General features: G+C 35.8%; 13 protein-coding genes. All 13 read right to left on the bottom strand.

Features of this window, described 5'->3' with window-relative positions; translation table 11 throughout:
• Positions 1 to 72: 72 nt before the first annotated feature.
• Complete coding sequence (tssE, locus tag J3U35_RS08050) at positions 73 to 498, bottom strand: type VI secretion system baseplate subunit TssE (protein ID WP_267350477.1); 426 nt, start codon at positions 496 to 498, stop codon at positions 73 to 75.
• Entirely contained in the window at positions 499 to 1014 is a 516-nt protein-coding gene (gene tssJ / locus J3U35_RS08045; protein ID WP_267360663.1) for a type VI secretion system lipoprotein TssJ, read from the bottom strand.
• 2 nt (positions 1015 to 1016) lie between these two features.
• Entirely contained in the window at positions 1017 to 2078 is a 1062-nt protein-coding gene (gene tssG, locus J3U35_RS08040) for a type VI secretion system baseplate subunit TssG (protein WP_267350481.1), read from the bottom strand.
• The gene (gene tssF, locus J3U35_RS08035; protein ID WP_267350483.1) at positions 2042 to 3805 is read right to left on the bottom strand and encodes a type VI secretion system baseplate subunit TssF; all 1764 of its coding nucleotides are present in this window, start codon (positions 3803 to 3805) and stop codon (positions 2042 to 2044) included. The genes tssG and tssF overlap by 37 nt, the downstream gene beginning before the upstream one ends.
• A gap of 97 nt (positions 3806 to 3902) precedes the next feature.
• Positions 3903 to 5519, bottom strand: coding sequence for a type VI secretion system protein TssA (tssA, locus tag J3U35_RS08030; RefSeq protein WP_267350485.1), 1617 nt, complete (start codon positions 5517 to 5519; stop codon positions 3903 to 3905).
• 21 nt (positions 5520 to 5540) lie between these two features.
• Positions 5541 to 8882 carry an ImcF-related family protein gene (locus tag J3U35_RS08025; protein ID WP_267360661.1) on the bottom strand — a complete coding sequence of 1114 codons (3342 nt, stop codon included), beginning with the start codon at positions 8880 to 8882 and terminating at the stop codon, positions 5541 to 5543.
• A 19-nt stretch (positions 8883 to 8901) separates the two neighbouring features.
• A complete protein-coding gene (locus J3U35_RS08020) occupies positions 8902 to 10026 on the bottom strand; it encodes a hypothetical protein (RefSeq protein WP_267350488.1) in 1125 nt (374 codons plus the stop codon).
• A 4-nt stretch (positions 10027 to 10030) separates the two neighbouring features.
• Positions 10031 to 10297, bottom strand: a complete 267-nt coding sequence (locus J3U35_RS08015; RefSeq protein ID WP_267350490.1) for a PAAR domain-containing protein — start codon at positions 10295 to 10297, stop codon at positions 10031 to 10033.
• Between the two features lie 585 nt (positions 10298 to 10882).
• Positions 10883 to 13753, bottom strand: a complete 2871-nt coding sequence (gene tssH / locus J3U35_RS08010) for a type VI secretion system ATPase TssH (protein WP_267350491.1) — start codon at positions 13751 to 13753, stop codon at positions 10883 to 10885.
• 70 nt (positions 13754 to 13823) lie between these two features.
• The gene (locus J3U35_RS08005; RefSeq protein WP_065559516.1) at positions 13824 to 14312 is read right to left on the bottom strand and encodes an Hcp family type VI secretion system effector; all 489 of its coding nucleotides are present in this window, start codon (positions 14310 to 14312) and stop codon (positions 13824 to 13826) included.
• A gap of 35 nt (positions 14313 to 14347) precedes the next feature.
• Complete coding sequence (locus tag J3U35_RS08000) at positions 14348 to 16108, bottom strand: OmpA family protein (RefSeq protein WP_267360659.1); 1761 nt, start codon at positions 16106 to 16108, stop codon at positions 14348 to 14350.
• Positions 16109 to 16119: 11 nt separating this feature from the next.
• Positions 16120 to 16785 carry a type VI secretion system protein TssL, short form gene (gene tssL, locus J3U35_RS07995; RefSeq protein WP_267350495.1) on the bottom strand — a complete coding sequence of 222 codons (666 nt, stop codon included), beginning with the start codon at positions 16783 to 16785 and terminating at the stop codon, positions 16120 to 16122.
• 9 nt (positions 16786 to 16794) lie between these two features.
• Complete coding sequence (gene tssK, locus J3U35_RS07990; protein WP_267360657.1) at positions 16795 to 18147, bottom strand: type VI secretion system baseplate subunit TssK; 1353 nt, start codon at positions 18145 to 18147, stop codon at positions 16795 to 16797.
• Between the last annotated feature and the right edge of the window lie 31 nt (positions 18148 to 18178).

The raw sequence follows: 18178 nt of genomic DNA, 5'->3' as shown, positions 1-18178 counted from the left end.
AAACTTTCACCGACTTGATTGATAAGGGTGGTTATTTTGTTCGCCATGGGTTACTCCTTTGTATTTTCGACATTAAGTACGTGTCGTTTTTTTGGTATATCTTAATTGTGCTTTGCCATCAGGCATAAAGTAGGTGCCGTATTTAACAAGTCCACCTTCTTTGAAATAACAGACTAATTCATAACTGAGAACCATTGAGTCATTATTTTTTTCATCGATATTGATATTAATCGATTCAAGTCGTGGTTCATAAATAAGTAGTGTTTGTTCTATAGCTCTCATTAATACATAAGCTGATGACGGTAATGCTTGAAAGATAGTAGACATGTCCGGTAACCCATAATCAGGCATATGGTTAATAGCCCCTGCCCGACTATTTAAGATACGTTCAATGTTATCCATTACACTTATAATCGTTTGTTCTTTTTCGTCTATATCATCCACTGGGATGCCAGATTCGAAATAGCCATATAAGATGTCATATAATGATGCGCTCATTTACTTTTCTTCCACAAGTTTAATGGTATATTGACTAGCAATAATTTCACGTGGTTCAGTTATATAAAGATCACCCCGCTCCAAGACTAATCGCCAAGTGTTATCTTTTAAATTCGGCTCTTTGAAAAGTGCTATAATTCCAACCGCATCGGCTTTTTTGTCAAATGGGATATCAATTGAAATAGCAGTGTCGGGTTTTAATACGACTTCTTTACTTTCAATCAATGATTCTTGTAAGATTTCACTATCATTATCAACCAGTTCTTGATAGGTGGCTGTATTGAAATTATCGACATCTTTTAATTGATAAATGCGAATTACAACAGGTGATGATCGACTATCATCATCTACATTGAGTTCTGCTCTTGCTTTAAGATCTAAATGTAACGTTCTGACATTCCATTTAAAAACAGAATCTGTGATTTCAACTGCTGTTTCACTTACGCTTTGGGCAATACCACAGCCCGCTAGCGAAATAATTAACAAACTTGCAATTAATGTTTTGATTATTCTCATTTTTAGTCCTTTGTTTGATATGCTCGATAATCAACGCCTGAATAACTTCCCAAATTGACTTTGATTTCGTCTTGAATGGGTTGATTATTTTCGTCAGTTTTATTAAAAGATGCAGTTAATCCTAATCTGCTATTTTTTGATTTTAATTGACTTCTTGGTAGAAAAATTCGTTTAATACACAGCGTTATTTTAGCATCTACTCGATAGCCTAAATAAGTGCGTAATAATGCTAAGATGTCATGGAATAATTGTCCGTCAGGCAATAATTCAGCAATTTGATGTTCGTGTTGTGGTGTTATTGAAATATGAATACTTTGATTGCACTCTTTGAAGCGTGAACCCAATGTTCCACCACCATCTAACCCAATTCGATTAGGTTCCTTTCCACCTAATTTTGCAGGATTATCTATTGATTGCCAAACAGGATAAAATTCACTGACATCAACTTTGGCATCATCAACCATAACTCGAATAAGTCCAACAATCCCTTCTGCTGTTCGTGTTTTTTGTGACATTAGTCCAAGTAATGCAAAAAAACGTGATAATGGCGTGCCAATTTGTTCTCTTATGCCTTTGATACCTAACCCAATTAAGCCAAATAAACATTGAGATACGGGGTCTCGTCCTCCTTCTATGTAGCTTGCCGGATAGTGGTATTTTAACCAAATGCGATAAAATTGTGTGATGACTCTGTGATTGAACATGTCAAGAAAGTCAGTCATAACTTGATAGTTTTCATCACGACGGATAATGTTATCAATCAAACCTAGTGGTAATACGGCATCAACACCATATAGACCTAAAAATCGCGTTCTTACCGTTGTTGGACGGTTGATATAAGGTGCTTTCTCAATATATTTTAGTTCACTAGCCGGAAATGACATATCCACCGAAGGCGCAAATCGTAACGGATCAGCCGCAGGCGATTCATGTTTCCCTAATATCGGATCTACTGAATACATTTGCTCAAGTAACTGACAAAAACGATAAAAATTGATTCTTGGCAGTTCTTTTTCAAGCATTTGCATTAAAGGGCTGTTTTCGATGCTTTGCTCTGATTCCATACTATTTTGTTTCCTGTAGGTAAACTGATAATAACCAACTGCGTAAATAAATTGACATCGGCATATAAGGCAAAAAATTGATGTAATAATTCACCAAATAACATGACATCACCCTCACCCGAAAATTGAAAACTATTGATAGTGACCTCAATTTCTATACCCCGTTGTAACATGCCTTTAACGGTTCGCTTAATCATGCGATGAGTGACCTCAACTATGCCTTCAAGACGTCTTCTATTTAATTCGTTGTCCGTCCAGTCGTATAGCGCTAAAGTTCCTCGTAAGACTTCGGCATTCATTAACGATAAGTAATTTGGTGCAAGATGCGATAATATTCGCCAATAAAAACGATCTTCTGTTGGCGGATAACAAGGCATTGTCGGTGAACAAAGATTGCGTACTTTGGCAATACTACTATTTGAATCAAGAAGACTATGAATGCGTGCATTGCGTAGTGCTTTACGTGGTAGCATTCCATTGGTTCCTGTGACTCTTAATGATAAAGTTTCGGTTTCAAGGATTTCGTTTTTATCCCATATTTTTCCACCTAAGATTAGCCATGTGTCATGTAGCCCCGAAGGCCCTTTTCTCACACGTGTGTGATAATACCGTTCCGGTGCGTCGTGACGTAACATTCCACCACGGTGTTTAAAGCTGGTAAATGGTACATAACGATATCGTCCATCATTGGTGATCGCTTCTACATTTTCAACTGAATAAACTTCTATATGCCCGTCCTGTCTTAACAGTGGTCTTAGTAGGTATTCACTTTCTAGCTGATTAACAACAATGGGATCCGCTTCCATGTCAAACAGGTTGATAACAGGGACACAATGCAAACGAATGTTATCATGCCCAAATGGCATGTCGCTTGGCCATGTTTGATTGAGCGTTAATTCTATATCGATATAAGTACATGCTTCTGATATATTGCTTGTTTTTAAACCATGTAAGTCAACAAACATAAATTTTTCACGAAATGCAAAATATTCCAATAGTAGTTGATATCCTGAAAACGCATTATCTGGTTTGAGCCATAGGCGATCTTCTTCACTGAATCCTACTGGTGTAATTTTTCCATCAAGCGTAACTCGTGTTTCTGGATCATCTGAATAACGAACATGTATTTGTCCTACTTGCTGAGTCAATGCATGATGTAAAGTTGATGCAATTGGTGCATCAGCATTTAGGTATAGGCGTAAACATGATAAGTCTAACTGTTCTTTATCCGCCAATTCGCTAAAACCTATACGGATAGTTATCATGCTTCGTCCATCGTGATTAAGCCCTAAAGTCACTTGATTAACTTTTATTGGCTGTAATGTCACTTCTTGAGTTGTACGAAATGGGCATTTAGTGCCAACTTGTCCAAGTGGCTCGGTTTGTACTTGCAGGCCTTTAGGGATCACTTCTTGACGTGATAGCGTTGTATAATTTGGTGTTAATTCGACAATCGATAATGATGGAATTAAACGTAAATAATGTGGCCAAAGTAAGGTGACTAAGCTTTCTGTTAGTTCAGGTAAATCGTCATCAATTTTTTGGCGTAACCGTCCTGTTAAAAAGGCAAAACCTTCAAATAATCGTTCTACATATGGGTCACGGTCTCCGACACGATCTAAGTTTAAAAAACTTGCCCTATCAGGATGTATTTTAGCAAACTCTTTTCCGGCTTCTCGCAAATATCGCATTTCCGATTCGTAATAGCGTAAAATTAAATCATCCATTGTTAATCTCTTTCATTGTTGTGTTATTTTCACTTGGTTAATTGTTTTTATTACAAAATTTGTATTATTCATTATTTCGTTTTTTGATGCTGCCTTTTTACATCATACTGAGTGCCCGTGCAGGATCAAGCTGCATTAATTCATGTTGTAACAGATCTATTTTCTCTGATAATTCAACTTTTATACCATCTTTTAATTGATTTTTTTGCTTTAATAGCTTTAATAAAAATCGTTTAACATCAAAGATTAGCTCTGGTTCCCAGTCAAGCAATGTCATTGATTGTTGTTGGTTATTTAAGCCAATCAATAATTTTAATGCAATTTCTTGTTTACCCAGTTGTTCAGCTACTCTTGCTTGCGTATATTGCAGTAAATATCGCTGTTTAGGTGAGCGTAATGTTGGCAAATTTTGTAACCATTGAAATGCTTTTTCCAACGTTTCAGACTGCGCTAATTCGTATGCTTGTTTTTCTATTTCGTTCCAATCGTTTTCACCAGAAATCGATATTGGCGCAATACTGTCACCTTCATCTAAATGATGAATTCTTGCATTGGTTGCAATCCAACTAAGTGTTTCATCATCGGCAAAAGGTGTGCCATTATCGAATGAAAGCCGTTCTATGCCATTCAATCTTTCTAACATCAAACCTATATCAGTTAGAAATATATCCGCCCAAGCTTGATGTGGTGCCCCCATTTTTTGTAGTGACATAATCGTTGCTCGCTGAAGGTCTAACCAAAAATGATTAGCACCTTCCATGAATGCAGCTTCTACACGCTCAAATAGTTCAGACCACTGCTGTTGAATTATTAATCGACTAATATTTTGTTTTAGTTCTGCTCTTGGCGCCGGTAAGCGAGTACGTCCTCGATGATCTGCTGGCGGTAAATCGACAATGGTATCCCAACGTAATATTCGTAAAAAACGACCAGCAGCAAGATATCCTTCTGGCTTTTCGCGTAAAAAAGCCGCCATTTTACGAGCTTGATCCAGTAAATCTCGTTGAGAACCAATTTTGACATCTGTCATTTTTGGAAAAGATTCGGCCGTTGTTTCAGACGAAGCTAAGGATGATGACGATGTCGATTCTTCTGGTTGTGAACTTCTAACTTGTTGTTTTAAGTTATTACTAAAAAAATGTACGAGAGCGGATAAATCAGGTGCTTCAATAGCTTGATCAGGGTTTTCACTGACAAAAAGTGTTTTGATTGTGCTATCTAATTCATTTAATGCAACAATGATACGTGACAGGCATTCGTCAGAAATTGGTTGTAACTGGGTAAGTTGATCAATAAATTTTGCATTAGCCAACCATTCAATCGCATTTTTGCGGACATTATGCCGTGATGGATAAATATTTGTTCCGAATTTTTCAAGTAAGCCGGCTAATAATTCAACACCGTCCGCATATCCTTCTGCGCCGTCAAGATGTAATCGGGCTAGGCAATAATAAGTTGCCACTCGAATATCCTTACTGCTCTGTTTTAATATGTTTTCACTTTCAGTGACGATCAATTCATAATCAATACCTGATAGTTTGGCGATTTCTTCTTTTATTTCTTGAAAAGTATCGTGGTAAGTTAAATCTTCACCTGTAGGTTTTTCTGGACTAATTGGTTCTAGCCAATCCGCCCATTGTTGGGTTAAATTTTTTTTGACTGATTCAGTTGAATCTTGTGTTCCAAATAAACGATTTAACAATTGGCTAAACATAATAATTTTCCATCATTTTAATTAATTTTCAAATACTCTGGTTGGTAAGGTGAAATTACGCAATTTTAACAACGTTAGTGGCCCTTGCCCCAATTGTGTCCTTAATACATATCGTAATTTACCTTCGTCAGATACTTTCCAAACTAGTTCATAACGACTTGAATCAAGCGCTTTTACAGATGCTTTTTCAAGTAGTCTTATAAGTGCCCAATCACCATTGTAGTAATCAAATAGTTTTAACCCTGCCTCATCAGAACTCCAACTGAGTTGAGAAAAAGGTGAATAGCCATCCCCTGGCCAATTGAAGCGTTGCCATGTTGGGGCTTGATTGAAGTATTCTAGTTTTTGTTTATTGATGATTAATTCAGTACGAACAATTTTGTTACCACTACGTGGCATTAAATCGAACGATAAGGTTACATCACCTGATGTGATCAATTCGGATGATAAATCATTAAATAACTCTAATGCATCAAGAAATTTTGGTGAGAAGTTAAGACCTTGAGCATTCACGGTATTGACTATCCAACGTCCGCCTTTCTTTTCTAATACACCGTTTAGTTCATTTATAATAAAGTTATCAATAATTCCAGTATCACTTCGTAAAAAACGAGCAAGTTCAGCTAATGATGCTTCATTTTCACTATTTTTGAATGGATAACGACCCGCAAATGACTTTTCCCATTGATTGACAATGTAATTTTGCCAAATTTCATTAAAACTTTCTGTTGCAGGTGTTAATACTACCTGCCAAGACTGCTCAAGCGGTTGTTTAAATAAGCTATGACCAAAACCTGACCATTCATTACCTAAATTAGCTGCAATTAGATTTCCATAATCTCGAGTTTCGGTTAAGTCAACTGAAGTCCCTTTAAATACGCTTTTTGCAAGTCCTTGCATCATTGCTTTAGGATCAGCGCTATTGGTCACATTTTGTAATTTTAAGCGAACTTGTGTAACTCGAGATAAGTAAGTCTGTAATGAAAGACTATTACTGTTTTCATTTTTTATTAGATTTACAATTGGTGAAAAAGTAGCTGTTAAAGGCCCCGATGCTTCATTATTGGCTATAGGAATAATAGATTGGTTTCTTTTGCCCATAATTTGTTGAGCAGTACGAATTAAATTATCCGATATGCCATCACCTGAATAATCAACTTCAGATTGATATTTAACTACATTGATAAGTGCAATTAGTGGTGATTGGCGATTATCAGCGAGTAACGTTAACTGTTCAATGACATCAGAAACATTGTTAGCTGGCTGCCATTGGATGTTATTTAGAAAATAAGCCCATGATGCTCCATATTCGCTAAAGTAGCGATCTTTCAACTGCTGTTTTAATACATTAGGTGATATTGAGGCAATTAAATTGCTTTGGCTCCCTTCCCCTAATACCCAGTCAATTTGTTCTTTGCGTGATTTAGCCGCATCATTTATCTCATCTTTAATGGTTTCTTCCCATGCTTTTCGGGTAAATATACCAGGCACTTCTACATCATTGATAAAAAGTATATTACTGTCAATACCATCAAGCAGTTGATTTAAATTTAGGTTATTGTATTGCTGACTTGCACGTTGAATTATGTCTTGATAAAGCGTATTAACAGCATTTTGAACACCAATTTTATTAATTAATATTTTTTGTACGCCATTTACTAAACGTTTATCTTCTTGTAATGCCCAGTTAGGATTATTTTTTAAGACTTGTCCCCAAAAACGGACAAGATCGGGCATTAATCGTTGCCAATCTCCATCACTAATACCTTCCGGTGCTCGCCATTTATCTGAGGCAAACTGGCTTAAATATATACCATCACTTTTATCGGGATGACTTAGCATTAAATAAGCTTTTAAAAAGTCATATGCAGAATCTACTAATTTCAAACGTTCAGGACTATCCGGTGGAAGTTCTGTTAATAGCGTTAAGTAGTCAGTCATTAACGTATGAAATGGTGTTGCAATATTGCGTGAGTTGGTAACTTTATAAGTAAGCCATAATTTACTGAGTAACTGATCATTATGGTTTAATCCAAATCGATACGATAATGGTGCGCCATGTTGTTTACGATGTAATAATTGCTCAATGCGTTGTTGCAATTCAAATTGTGTCTGTAATTTTGTCTTATAATTTTTATTTACCGAATCATCAGCCTGTTTTGCCAGTTCAATACTTCCGTTAATAAGAAATGCATTTTGAAGATAGGATGTGATTAATCCTACTCCTGTAACGAGTATTGCACCTAATATCGCGCAGTTAATAATTAGTCCCCATTGAATGCCCATTCGTCGACCTGACTGTAACTTTGCATCTTCACTGATCGATTCCCATGTTGGCGTCATAGTCAAATAGTTATTTAAGTACGGGATTTCATCATTGGATAAGACTTGATGTGGAGTAAAAAATAATCCACGTATTCGTGGCGAATAGGGAAGTGCTGTCAATGAACTTAAATAACGTTGAATATTAGTAATATTACCTTTTACTAAGTCTTGACTTAATTTAAGTAAAAACGAATATGTCGTTTTTTCTTTAATTTGCTGTATACCACGTTTGCTACATTCTGAAGCTAGTTGATTAAGTGATAACACCACAGAATCCATTGATTCTTTATTTAATGTAGGAAATATCAGACCAACGCTTTGCTCGATTCGTCCTGCTTGTGACCATTCGGTTTCTTCCGTTGAGATAAGATAAAGCGGCGAAGACCACTTTAAAATTTTATCTCGAGATTTAAATTGTAATACTGCCTTTTCAATAATTGATTGTTGTTGACGGTTATTGACAAGATAATTTTTAGGCACCACCCAAATTACCGCATTTAATGGTTTTCGTGAAAATGGTAAAAATCGAGAAAGGTGTTTTTTTAAAGCTTGTAACCATGGGATATTAAGTTCATCTTCAATATCTCCACCATAAATCATTAATGTCTTATCATTCAATTGCCATTGTTCTTGAGGTAAGCGAGGAAAAACGCTTTCTATGTCATTTGATTTTCCAAGAACCAGACATTTACGAATTTTGTAGCGCCAAAATATACCTGTAATGTAACGACATTTTTTTTGTATATCGATAAATTCAGAAAATGGAATTACTTTTTTCGTTTTTTTATCTGTTTCAGCAGGATTAAGTGATTCTCTTTTCGCTTTATCTTTTGCTGCTAGTCGTCGACTATTCGTTATTATGGAAGGCGTTAAAAGTAAGCCTAATAAAAATAGCATACAATATATCCAAATTTCTATTTTATGTCCTAATGTTTTGTAACCTAGGTCATCACCCCAAATAGATAGTCCTATAGCTATTGATATGGCCCCTAATAAAATAATGAAAATTAATCCAATTCGTTTCCATTTATTTCTCATTTAACACACCTTTCCTTTTTTATACATTTTTTATCACAGAAAATTGCCATTGGTGTTGGCTTTCTGAAACAATTAAATTATTGTTCTGAGTTATACTCATCATTTCACATGTAAGTGCTAATGCTAACCAATAAGTAAGTTCTGTTGACTTACCGACAAAACTTTCAAGTGAATATATATGTTCTGGTGAAATCTCATGTAGCGTTAATTCTTTAGCCACATCAGCTTTTTGTTTATTACTTATATTGGTTACCCAAAGTTGATTTATTGTTTTAAGTGCACTTTGCATTTCGACCATTTGATTCAGACCTTCTTCTAAATCATTAGCAATCATTGGTCTTAAGATTTCTATCTTTGCAAAATCCAATTTTAAATCTTCGTAATAGTCTTTATTAAGCAGTAAAAAACTGGCCAAAAAAGCAGACCCTTCTGATTTTTGATTATTAATTATAATTAGCTCTAAACCTGAATCTGGTGTATCAATATTTTCTACTATTTTTTTTATATTAGTGTTACGAAAAAGAATTTGCTGTTGTAAAGTAAATTTATTTTCTATGTTAGATGCTCGAATAGCTTGATTTATTTCGTTATCAATAGGTTGATAAGACTTGTCTGATGAATAAACTGTAATATGCAATGTTTCAGATTTAGGCAATAGAGCCAGTATTTTATTAAATTTGATGAATAGATCTTCAAGCTTGTGCTTCAATTCAAATGTTTCTTCAAATTCAAGCGATTTGTTGATCTGAGAATCTATATTGATCTCATCATCGAATATTTTTCTTGCATTGACATTACTAACTAAATAATAATAACTTTCAAGAACAACTAATGATTTCATTGCCCAATTTTGCCAATTATTATCAATAGTTTGTTGTTCATTTTGCCATATTTCATATTCTTCTTGTGCTAAACCATAAAGATATATTCGTACGCCAAATGCCGAACCTCCAATTATAGTTGGTATTAAAATTACGCCAGCCCAGTAAGTGAATTGAGTCGCAAAGCTTTTATCTGGCCATAAGGCTGCAAGTATTAACGCGGTAATTATAATTAATACAACAAAAAAAATTCCCCATTTTGCACGACTAAAACTTATAGGTTGTTTTACTATATTTGTAACATTTGGTTTAGGCCAAGACATAATATTATTCCATCTCCGATGTACTAATTGTCGAAATTACTTTACAGCCACAGGCACAAGCACATTGATCTACGACGACTTGCTTTCCATCCGAATAACTTCTTTCAACACCTTCAATAATAGGATTGACTCCGTGCCCTTTTTTTGGGCAACTTACCAAATCACCGACTAAAGCAACGGGTTTGCCTTCAACAATCATGGTGGATGAAGCAGTAATTACATTACCTCCATGAGTAGTCGGATCACCTAATCTCACTACATTTTTAGCCATCTTTCATTCCTTTATTATTCATTTATTGGTGTTTCATTTTTTATGCAACCATCGGATATTGTATAAAATTTGCAAATTAATTTTTTTCGATCACTTTATGTTCATTATCAGTATCGAGTTAATACCCTTAAGTTATAATTTATATGCAAATAACATTATTTTTGGGTTATTAACTAACACTATTATTACAATTTTATTTTTATAACTGTTTGCTATGAATCACTATTTATTTTTAATTATTACTTTAGCCAAAGTATTTTCTTTTATCTTAGTCAGCTTTTAATCACCATAATTAATTTATTATTTGTTGGTATATAATTCTTATTTTGAAGTTTATTATTGGTGATATAAGTAATTGTTTAATATCATGTAAAATTAAAATATTCATAAATTTCAATTCATTAAAACAGAAATTAGTAAAAAGCATTCATACTTCAACCTAACATCAAAATCATGTGTGACATCATTCAGTATCGCTACAATTTTACTAAGATAATGTTAACCGAAAAGATTGATGAACACTTTCACTGTTTTATCATTTTGTAAAACGCTAACGATTTTATTCGTTAACGTTTTACTTACTTATTAGGCTTTTTTGGTAGCCTTCTCTTTCTTATCTTTAGTATTTTCTGCTTGTTTAGCTTTAGTTGTTTTAACCGTCTTAGCTTTAGCAGGCTTAGCTTCTGCCTGTTTGGTTTCAACTGATTTTGTTTTAGCAGATTTTGCTTTAGTTTGCTCACTTTCCCATTCAAGTACGATTCCTTCTGATTCGTCAAAATCAAGGATTAACGTTGGTACTTGATTGTTAGTTGTACTGCTTCGTTGTAGTAATAAATTTGATACCACAGGTAAAATTTGTTGATTTAAGATACTGTCAATGTTTCGTGCTCCTGTATCTGGTAGTAAACACGCTGATACCAAAGTGTCGTAAAGTTTTTCGCCCACATTAAATACAATTTTGTAATGTTTTTGTAGTCGGCTGGCAACTTTATTGAGTTTCATTTCAACAATTTTGCGTAATGCGTCTTTACCAAGTGGTGTATAGATTACTGTTTGGAAACGTGCTAATAATGCCGGTTGGAAATGTTCACGAATGATCGGACGTAGAAGTTCTTGTTGTGTCGCAATATCGGCATCTGGCATTTCTTCGAAAAGCGCCATAAGCTCATCACTACCTAAATTAGATGTCATTAATATTAAGGTATTACGGAAATCGATTTCACGACCTTCACCGTCACGCATAAAGCCACGATCAAAGACTTGATAGAATAAGTTAAGTACATCACGATGTGCTTTTTCAACTTCGTCCAGTAACACAACACTGTATGGTCGTTTTCGAACGGCTTCGGTTAATACCCCACCTTGACCATAACCTACGTATCCCGGAGGTGATCCTTTAAGTTGTGATACGGTGTGCGCTTCTTGGTATTCTGACATGTTAATGGTTACCAGTGATTGTTCACCACCAAATAGGGTATCTGCTAATGCTAAAGCTGTTTCGGTTTTACCAACACCTGACGGACCAACTAATAAAAATACGCCCATTGGTGCATCTTCAGATGTCAGTCCAGTTTTTGCTGCACGAATACGTTTAGCTAATTCAAACAGGGCATTATCTTGTCCCACAACACGTTGACGTAAATCATCTTCAAGCGCAAGTAAGTGGCTTTGCTCATCTTTTAGTAAACTTTCTAATGGAACACCTGTCCAGTCTGATATAACGGATGAGACTGTGCGACTGTCAACATCAAGTGAAAGTAATGGGTTATGACCTTGTAGCTCATTTAATTCTTGCTGAGCATCGCTGAGTTTTTTAAGTAGCTTGCTATCTGATTTATTCGTCAGTTTTTGACGTAATTCTATCAATGTTTCAATTTGTTTTTTCTCTTTTTCAAATTGAGTTTGTTGAATAGTTAATTTGTCTTGTAGTTTGGCTAACTGGATGTCTATTTCTTTTAAGCGATCGCTCGTTAAATTTTCACCTAATGCCAGATCTGCGTTAATTGCATCTTGTTCAATTTTTAGTGAAGCAATTTTAGCTTCAAGCTGTGTAATTGATTCTGGTATCGTATCTAGCCCCATACGTACACGTGCTGACGCTGTATCAAGCAGGTCAACCGCTTTATCGGGCAGTTGACGTCCACTGATATAACGTCTTGATAGTGAAACGGCTGTTTTGACAGCTTCGTCTAGGATATGTACACCATGGTGTTTAGCATAACGTGATTTTAAGCCACGCAACATTAAACATGCTCGATCGTCATCAGGTTCGTCTACTTTGACCATTTGGAAACGACGCTCTAAAGCGGCATCTTTTTCAAAATATTGTTTGTATTCAGACCATGTTGTCGCTGCAATAGTGCGTAGTTCTCCACGTGCTAATGCAGGTTTTAGTAAGTTTGCCGCATCTGCGCCACCGGCTGAATTACCTGCGCCGATAATAGTATGAGCTTCGTCAATAAATAGCAATATTGGGGTTGGAGACTGTTGAACAGCATCAATCACATTTTTTAATCTTTGTTCAAATTCACCTTTTACGCCAGCTCCAGCTTGTAATAATCCAAGATCTAACGTTAGGATGCTAACATCCGCAAGATTTTTTGGTACGTTTCCTTCAGCAATTCGAAGTGCTAAACCTTCAACTAGCGCAGTTTTACCTACCCCTGGTTCACCGACAAGAATTGGGTTATTTTTACGACGACGGGATAGAATATCGACCATTTGTCTGATTTCACTGTCACGACCAAAAACGGGATCAATTTTACCTGATTTGGCTTTTTCAGTGACATTTTCGGTAAAACGTTCAAGCGCCGCTTGATGATGCTTTTGTTGAGCGATTTGTTTATCATTATTATTTGTAGCATCATTCGCATCGTTTTTTTGTGTTTTGTTTGCAGCGATTGTTGAGTTCGCTGTTGAATCAATACCAAAACTGTCTGTAGCGCTGATCGCTGTATCGGATTGATAGCTGTATTGGTTAGCTGGATTTTCGTCCGAAGTTTCATCCAATTGTAATCGCATTTTTTGCAATGAAACCGGCGATAAACTAAGTAGTTGCCATGCATCTTGAGCTTTTAAGCAATGTGGCATTTCTTGCAATGCTTGCAATATATGAACTGAGCGAATAACTTCTTCATGATTTTCTAGCGACGCTTTTAACCATGCTGATTGCATTACAGCTATCAACGATGGCGATAAACTTGGTTTTGTGTTAATAGTATGCGGTAGTGCGTCTAGATAATTGAGTAATCCAGTCCAAATTTTATCCATATCGAGTTGATAATGTCTTGAAATTATCGTTATGTCACCTGAACCCTGTTCTAGTAATTTTAATAACCAATGTTCAAGTGTAATTTCGGTATGTGCTCGTGTTTGGCATAATCCAGCCGCAGCTTCAAGCGATTTCGCACAGTACGGATTTAGTCGTCTTAATAAAACAGAGGGATCAGCTATCATTACTATTTCTTTCCTTAATCATTAATAAAATAAATACAGCCCCTATAAATAGGGACTGTGTAAGTTAAAATTAACCTCGGCTTTCTACCCAGCTGTCTGAGTGGATGATGTTGCCATCTTTATAAGTCCAAGTAATTTTTTCATAACGAAGTTCAATACGTTCTAAGTGGTTGTATTGTTCTTTCGTTGGATCTTTGATGTTGTGCATTTCAGGTTTAACAGATACGACTTTTACACCGTCCATTAATGTATTGAAATATTCAACTTCTTGTCCTGCATCGTTGATTTTGTACCATTTGATCTCAACTGATTTTAAGTTTTGACCAGTAGTTACAGCTTTGTATAGGTAAGGTGAAGATGCATCAACTTCTTTAACAAATTCAAGTGCTTTATGTACACGAGTTCCTGTTAATTTACCTGTATTACCATCGGTTGGGATGTATACTCGGTGATCGAATTCAACCACTTCTACACTTCCTTCACGACCAACAACGGTTACAGAACCTTTGATTTCGGCACCGCCGTCATCTTTTAAAAACATATAAGCTGGTACAGCCATTGTTTATCTCCTTTTATTGTTTTTGTTTCACACTCTTAGTTTTCATTCGTCAAAATACATGTTGACGCCTGAGGAACTAAATTTATTTCTACCCTTCGGTTTTTTGCACGATTTTCTGGAGTATCGTTATCCACTAAAGGTTTTTTTGCACCATACCCTTGGATGGCGAAACAGGTTTCTGGTATGTCACTCGCTTTTAATATCCAATCACGTACTGACATGGCTCGATTAAATGATAGTTGTTGATTTTTGGTTTCATCGCCAACTGAGTCGGTATGACCCGTTATGATCATTAACCAACCTGTACCAGGATTTGCATTAATCTGTTTTTGTATTTCCATTAATGCATTAATTAGTACTTTTTCTGAACCCGATTTTAGACTTGCTTGTCCACTTTCAAATAACGCCAAGCTATCTAGACGAATTGGCGGAGGTGGTTCTTTAACAATAACCTGGGTTTTTTCAACGATCACTTTTTCAGGCTCTGGTGGTTTTGCTACGTAGTCACTCATGGCTACATTGAGCGGTTCAACAAGCTGTAATCCACGATATAATCCCATTCCTAAACGAATAGGTTCACCTTTAGCATAGTATTCATTTAGCATTGTTTTATCATTTCGTAGTACTTCAAGTGCCTCTTTTTTCTCATCATAATTGCCCATTGGAACTAAATGGTAATGATGAATATCATTCTGAATTCTATCGATTAATTTGATGTTATTCCAAAATGACGCCCCCATACTTCCCATTAAAAATAATGATGTGATCATGATTAAACCACAGATCATGGAACTAATAGGCGAAAATGGGTATGCAATTGGCATAAATTTAACTAATGCATCTGGCGGGGTGACACCGTCTTGTATTTTATGCGTATTTGGTAATGATAAACTTGTCGCATTTTCCCATATTTTTTGCATGAGATTATCGTGAACAATCGATTGATTGGTAGGATAGATTGCTACACCAGTCGGTACACATTTAGCAATAGGTTGCTTGTCATTAACTAAAGTGGTTAATACTACGTCTTCAATCCAACTTTCTGTTTCACTTAAAAATGGTCGAAGTCTTAATCGTCGTTCACGTTCATCTGTTGGAATTTTGATGTCATTAACCCAATTTGTAATTGGCGACAAATAACGATCTAACAAGTATAATTTTTGATTTAATAATTGAAACCAATATACAGGTAATGGGTTATTTTCATCATAGATTAAGTCGTTCAGTCCAACATGTGTTGAAAGATAGACAGGCATTTGGTATTTAGCTATTCGACAAGTATCCACCCATGATTGACGAAATGCTTGTAGTTTAGCTACGAATAAGCCCTGTTTGTCTTCTGTTTCTGGTGTTAAGGCAAGGAAAATACCTACACGACCAAGCATATCAGGCCATTTCGCCACTAATGAATCGTAAACTATCGGTAGATGTGAAAATTCATCAACGTAGATCCAAACTGCTTCAGACGAAACTAATACATTAGATTCGGCAAGCGATAAATCATCAGGAAAAAAATCTTTAGCCGCGCTACCCGTAACCATGAGTATTGGTAAACGATAACGCTGTCTTGCCGGTAATAAATCAAGTTTTTGAGTTAAAAATTGGATATTTGCTGTTGATGATGCTAGCACTCGTCGATAACGTCGCATTTGCCAAAGAAAACCTCCGGCAATAGCAAAGACGAGAATCGATCCAAGTATTTTCCAGCCAATTGTTATTGGTAGGAAAACAAACAATAATAATAAACTCAATACGACTGCATATATAATTTGAATGCGCTTAGGGTAATCGCTCATAATAAACCTTTTTAACCAACAAGTTGCTTAACCAAGTTGTCTAGTTGATTATCCAATAAAAAGTAAAGCCCAATAACGACAATAACCGATACGACAGTACAAGCTAGTAGAATGGTTTTTCTAAACTGATAACGATATGTTTTGGTCTGTTCAATGATTGGATATGATTGTTCTGGCTCATATTCTCGTAGAGCTTCACGTAGCGCGAGTATCAGGTGCTCTCGTTCCATTTGAGGTCTATCAAGATAACAGCCTTGGAAACCAAGTCCTAATACTCGGTCAAAACAAGCTAAAACAATTCCTTCTTTTTTATCAGCTTTTAAGCGAGAACGAATTTTATCGAATAGATCATCACCCGCGCTGTGCGTGTTAAAATAGATAACTTGTAATGGCGAACCTAACCATTCATCATAGTCTTGATTTTTCGGATTATCTCGATGACAAAGTAATACAGTTTCATCTAATAAAGCACATAAAGCATAACTGATATCATCAATTACATCTTGGCTATACTGCGCTTGATGTAATTTTTCTCGTACGGTTATAACTTGTTGTTTACAAATTTCGTACAATTTATGTCCTGATGGAATATCAGCTTTAGCTTTTAACTGCACTACAACTAAGATGGAATCTCGTAATAATTCATCAATAACAATTGGTTTTGATTCTATACTCATAATTTGATCCTATGACCGCAATACGGCAAACAATTCCAAAGAAATATCAGGCATTGCACGTGGTACATAAAATTCACAACAGCGTGTAAGCAACATATTTTTTGCCGCTTCATGTGAAAGATCTAGTGCAAAATATTGATTATCCAAACGTACCGGTATAGCTGCCGGAACATGGCTCAATGCTTTAATTGGAATACCAGATAACGCAGAATGAATGATTTGTCTAACATCATCAGGTGCACCTGCTTTACATAAGATTGGGAACCGCGATTGTAATTGATGACCAGGCATACTTGAACGAACAGAAAGATAGAAATCAGCATCTTCAACAAGACGTGAGTCATTTAATCGTCCTGTCCATAGTGTGTCTTTGTCATGAACCAATTCAATTTTAATTACTCGAGAAGGTAAGCTTTCTTCCAGTAAGTTGCGTACTAATCCAAATAATGGAGGGAAAACTTCATTAAGATTATTATGTTGATAAGCTGGAATACCATCTACATTATTTAAAAGCGAGAAAGTTAATAATGCACCGGTTAGTGCTATTAATGTTTGATAAAGCTTTTCAGGATGAATCGTTGGATTATCACGCAAAAATTTGAGTTGAGGCTCATAAGTATTTAATGCATTTAACAACCAAAATAATGACACATCAGCGGTGGCAAATTCTGCCATTTGTTGATTTCGCTCATGACGCATTCCTGTTAAATGTTGCCGTTTGGCTTGCATTTGAACACATAATAATTCAAGTTCTTTAACTAATGTTCCACTTTGTGTATGCAGGTTTAACATTGGTGGAAGATATTCTTGATCCAGTACAAATCGCCCGTTAAGATCTCGTTTTAATCGTGCTATAGGACAGGTTAGATAATCACTTTGATTTTCAAAATCAAATAAGAATGTTAACGCATAATGCTCTACAGATATAGTTTCGACATTTTGCCCCAATAAATCGGTAACTTCTACCCAATCTTGTCTATAACGCAGTGGGCGTTCAAGACGTTGATTTTCTTGTAAACAGTTACCCCCGTTGGCTTGTAGTAACGGTATACCAATAAAAACGGTTACTTCTTCAAGCTCGACCGGTATATCGGTATTTAATATTCTTGCTTCCGGTAGTTTATCTGCTATATCCGTATTGATGACAACACCATCAGAAAATCGGATACTTATTGATTCTGCTTGTAATCGATCGAAGGTTAGTGCCTGCAAATCAATAGATAGGTTTTCAATTCCCCATGGGTTAGCCACCGCTAGAGTGGCTAATTTTTGTGAAGTGAATTGATCCCACAACGCTTGTTGTTGAAATTGTTGAGGCGTCAGAAAGACGCCTTCATTCCATAAAGGACGAAATATTTTCATGTGTCCTAACACTCCTTAATAGATATTAATG

It is taken from the genome of Gilliamella sp. B2717 (genome assembly GCF_026536675.1).
Classification (GTDB): domain Bacteria; phylum Pseudomonadota; class Gammaproteobacteria; order Enterobacterales; family Orbaceae; genus Gilliamella; species Gilliamella apicola_I.
This window is presented reverse-complemented; position numbering and strand designations above follow the sequence as displayed.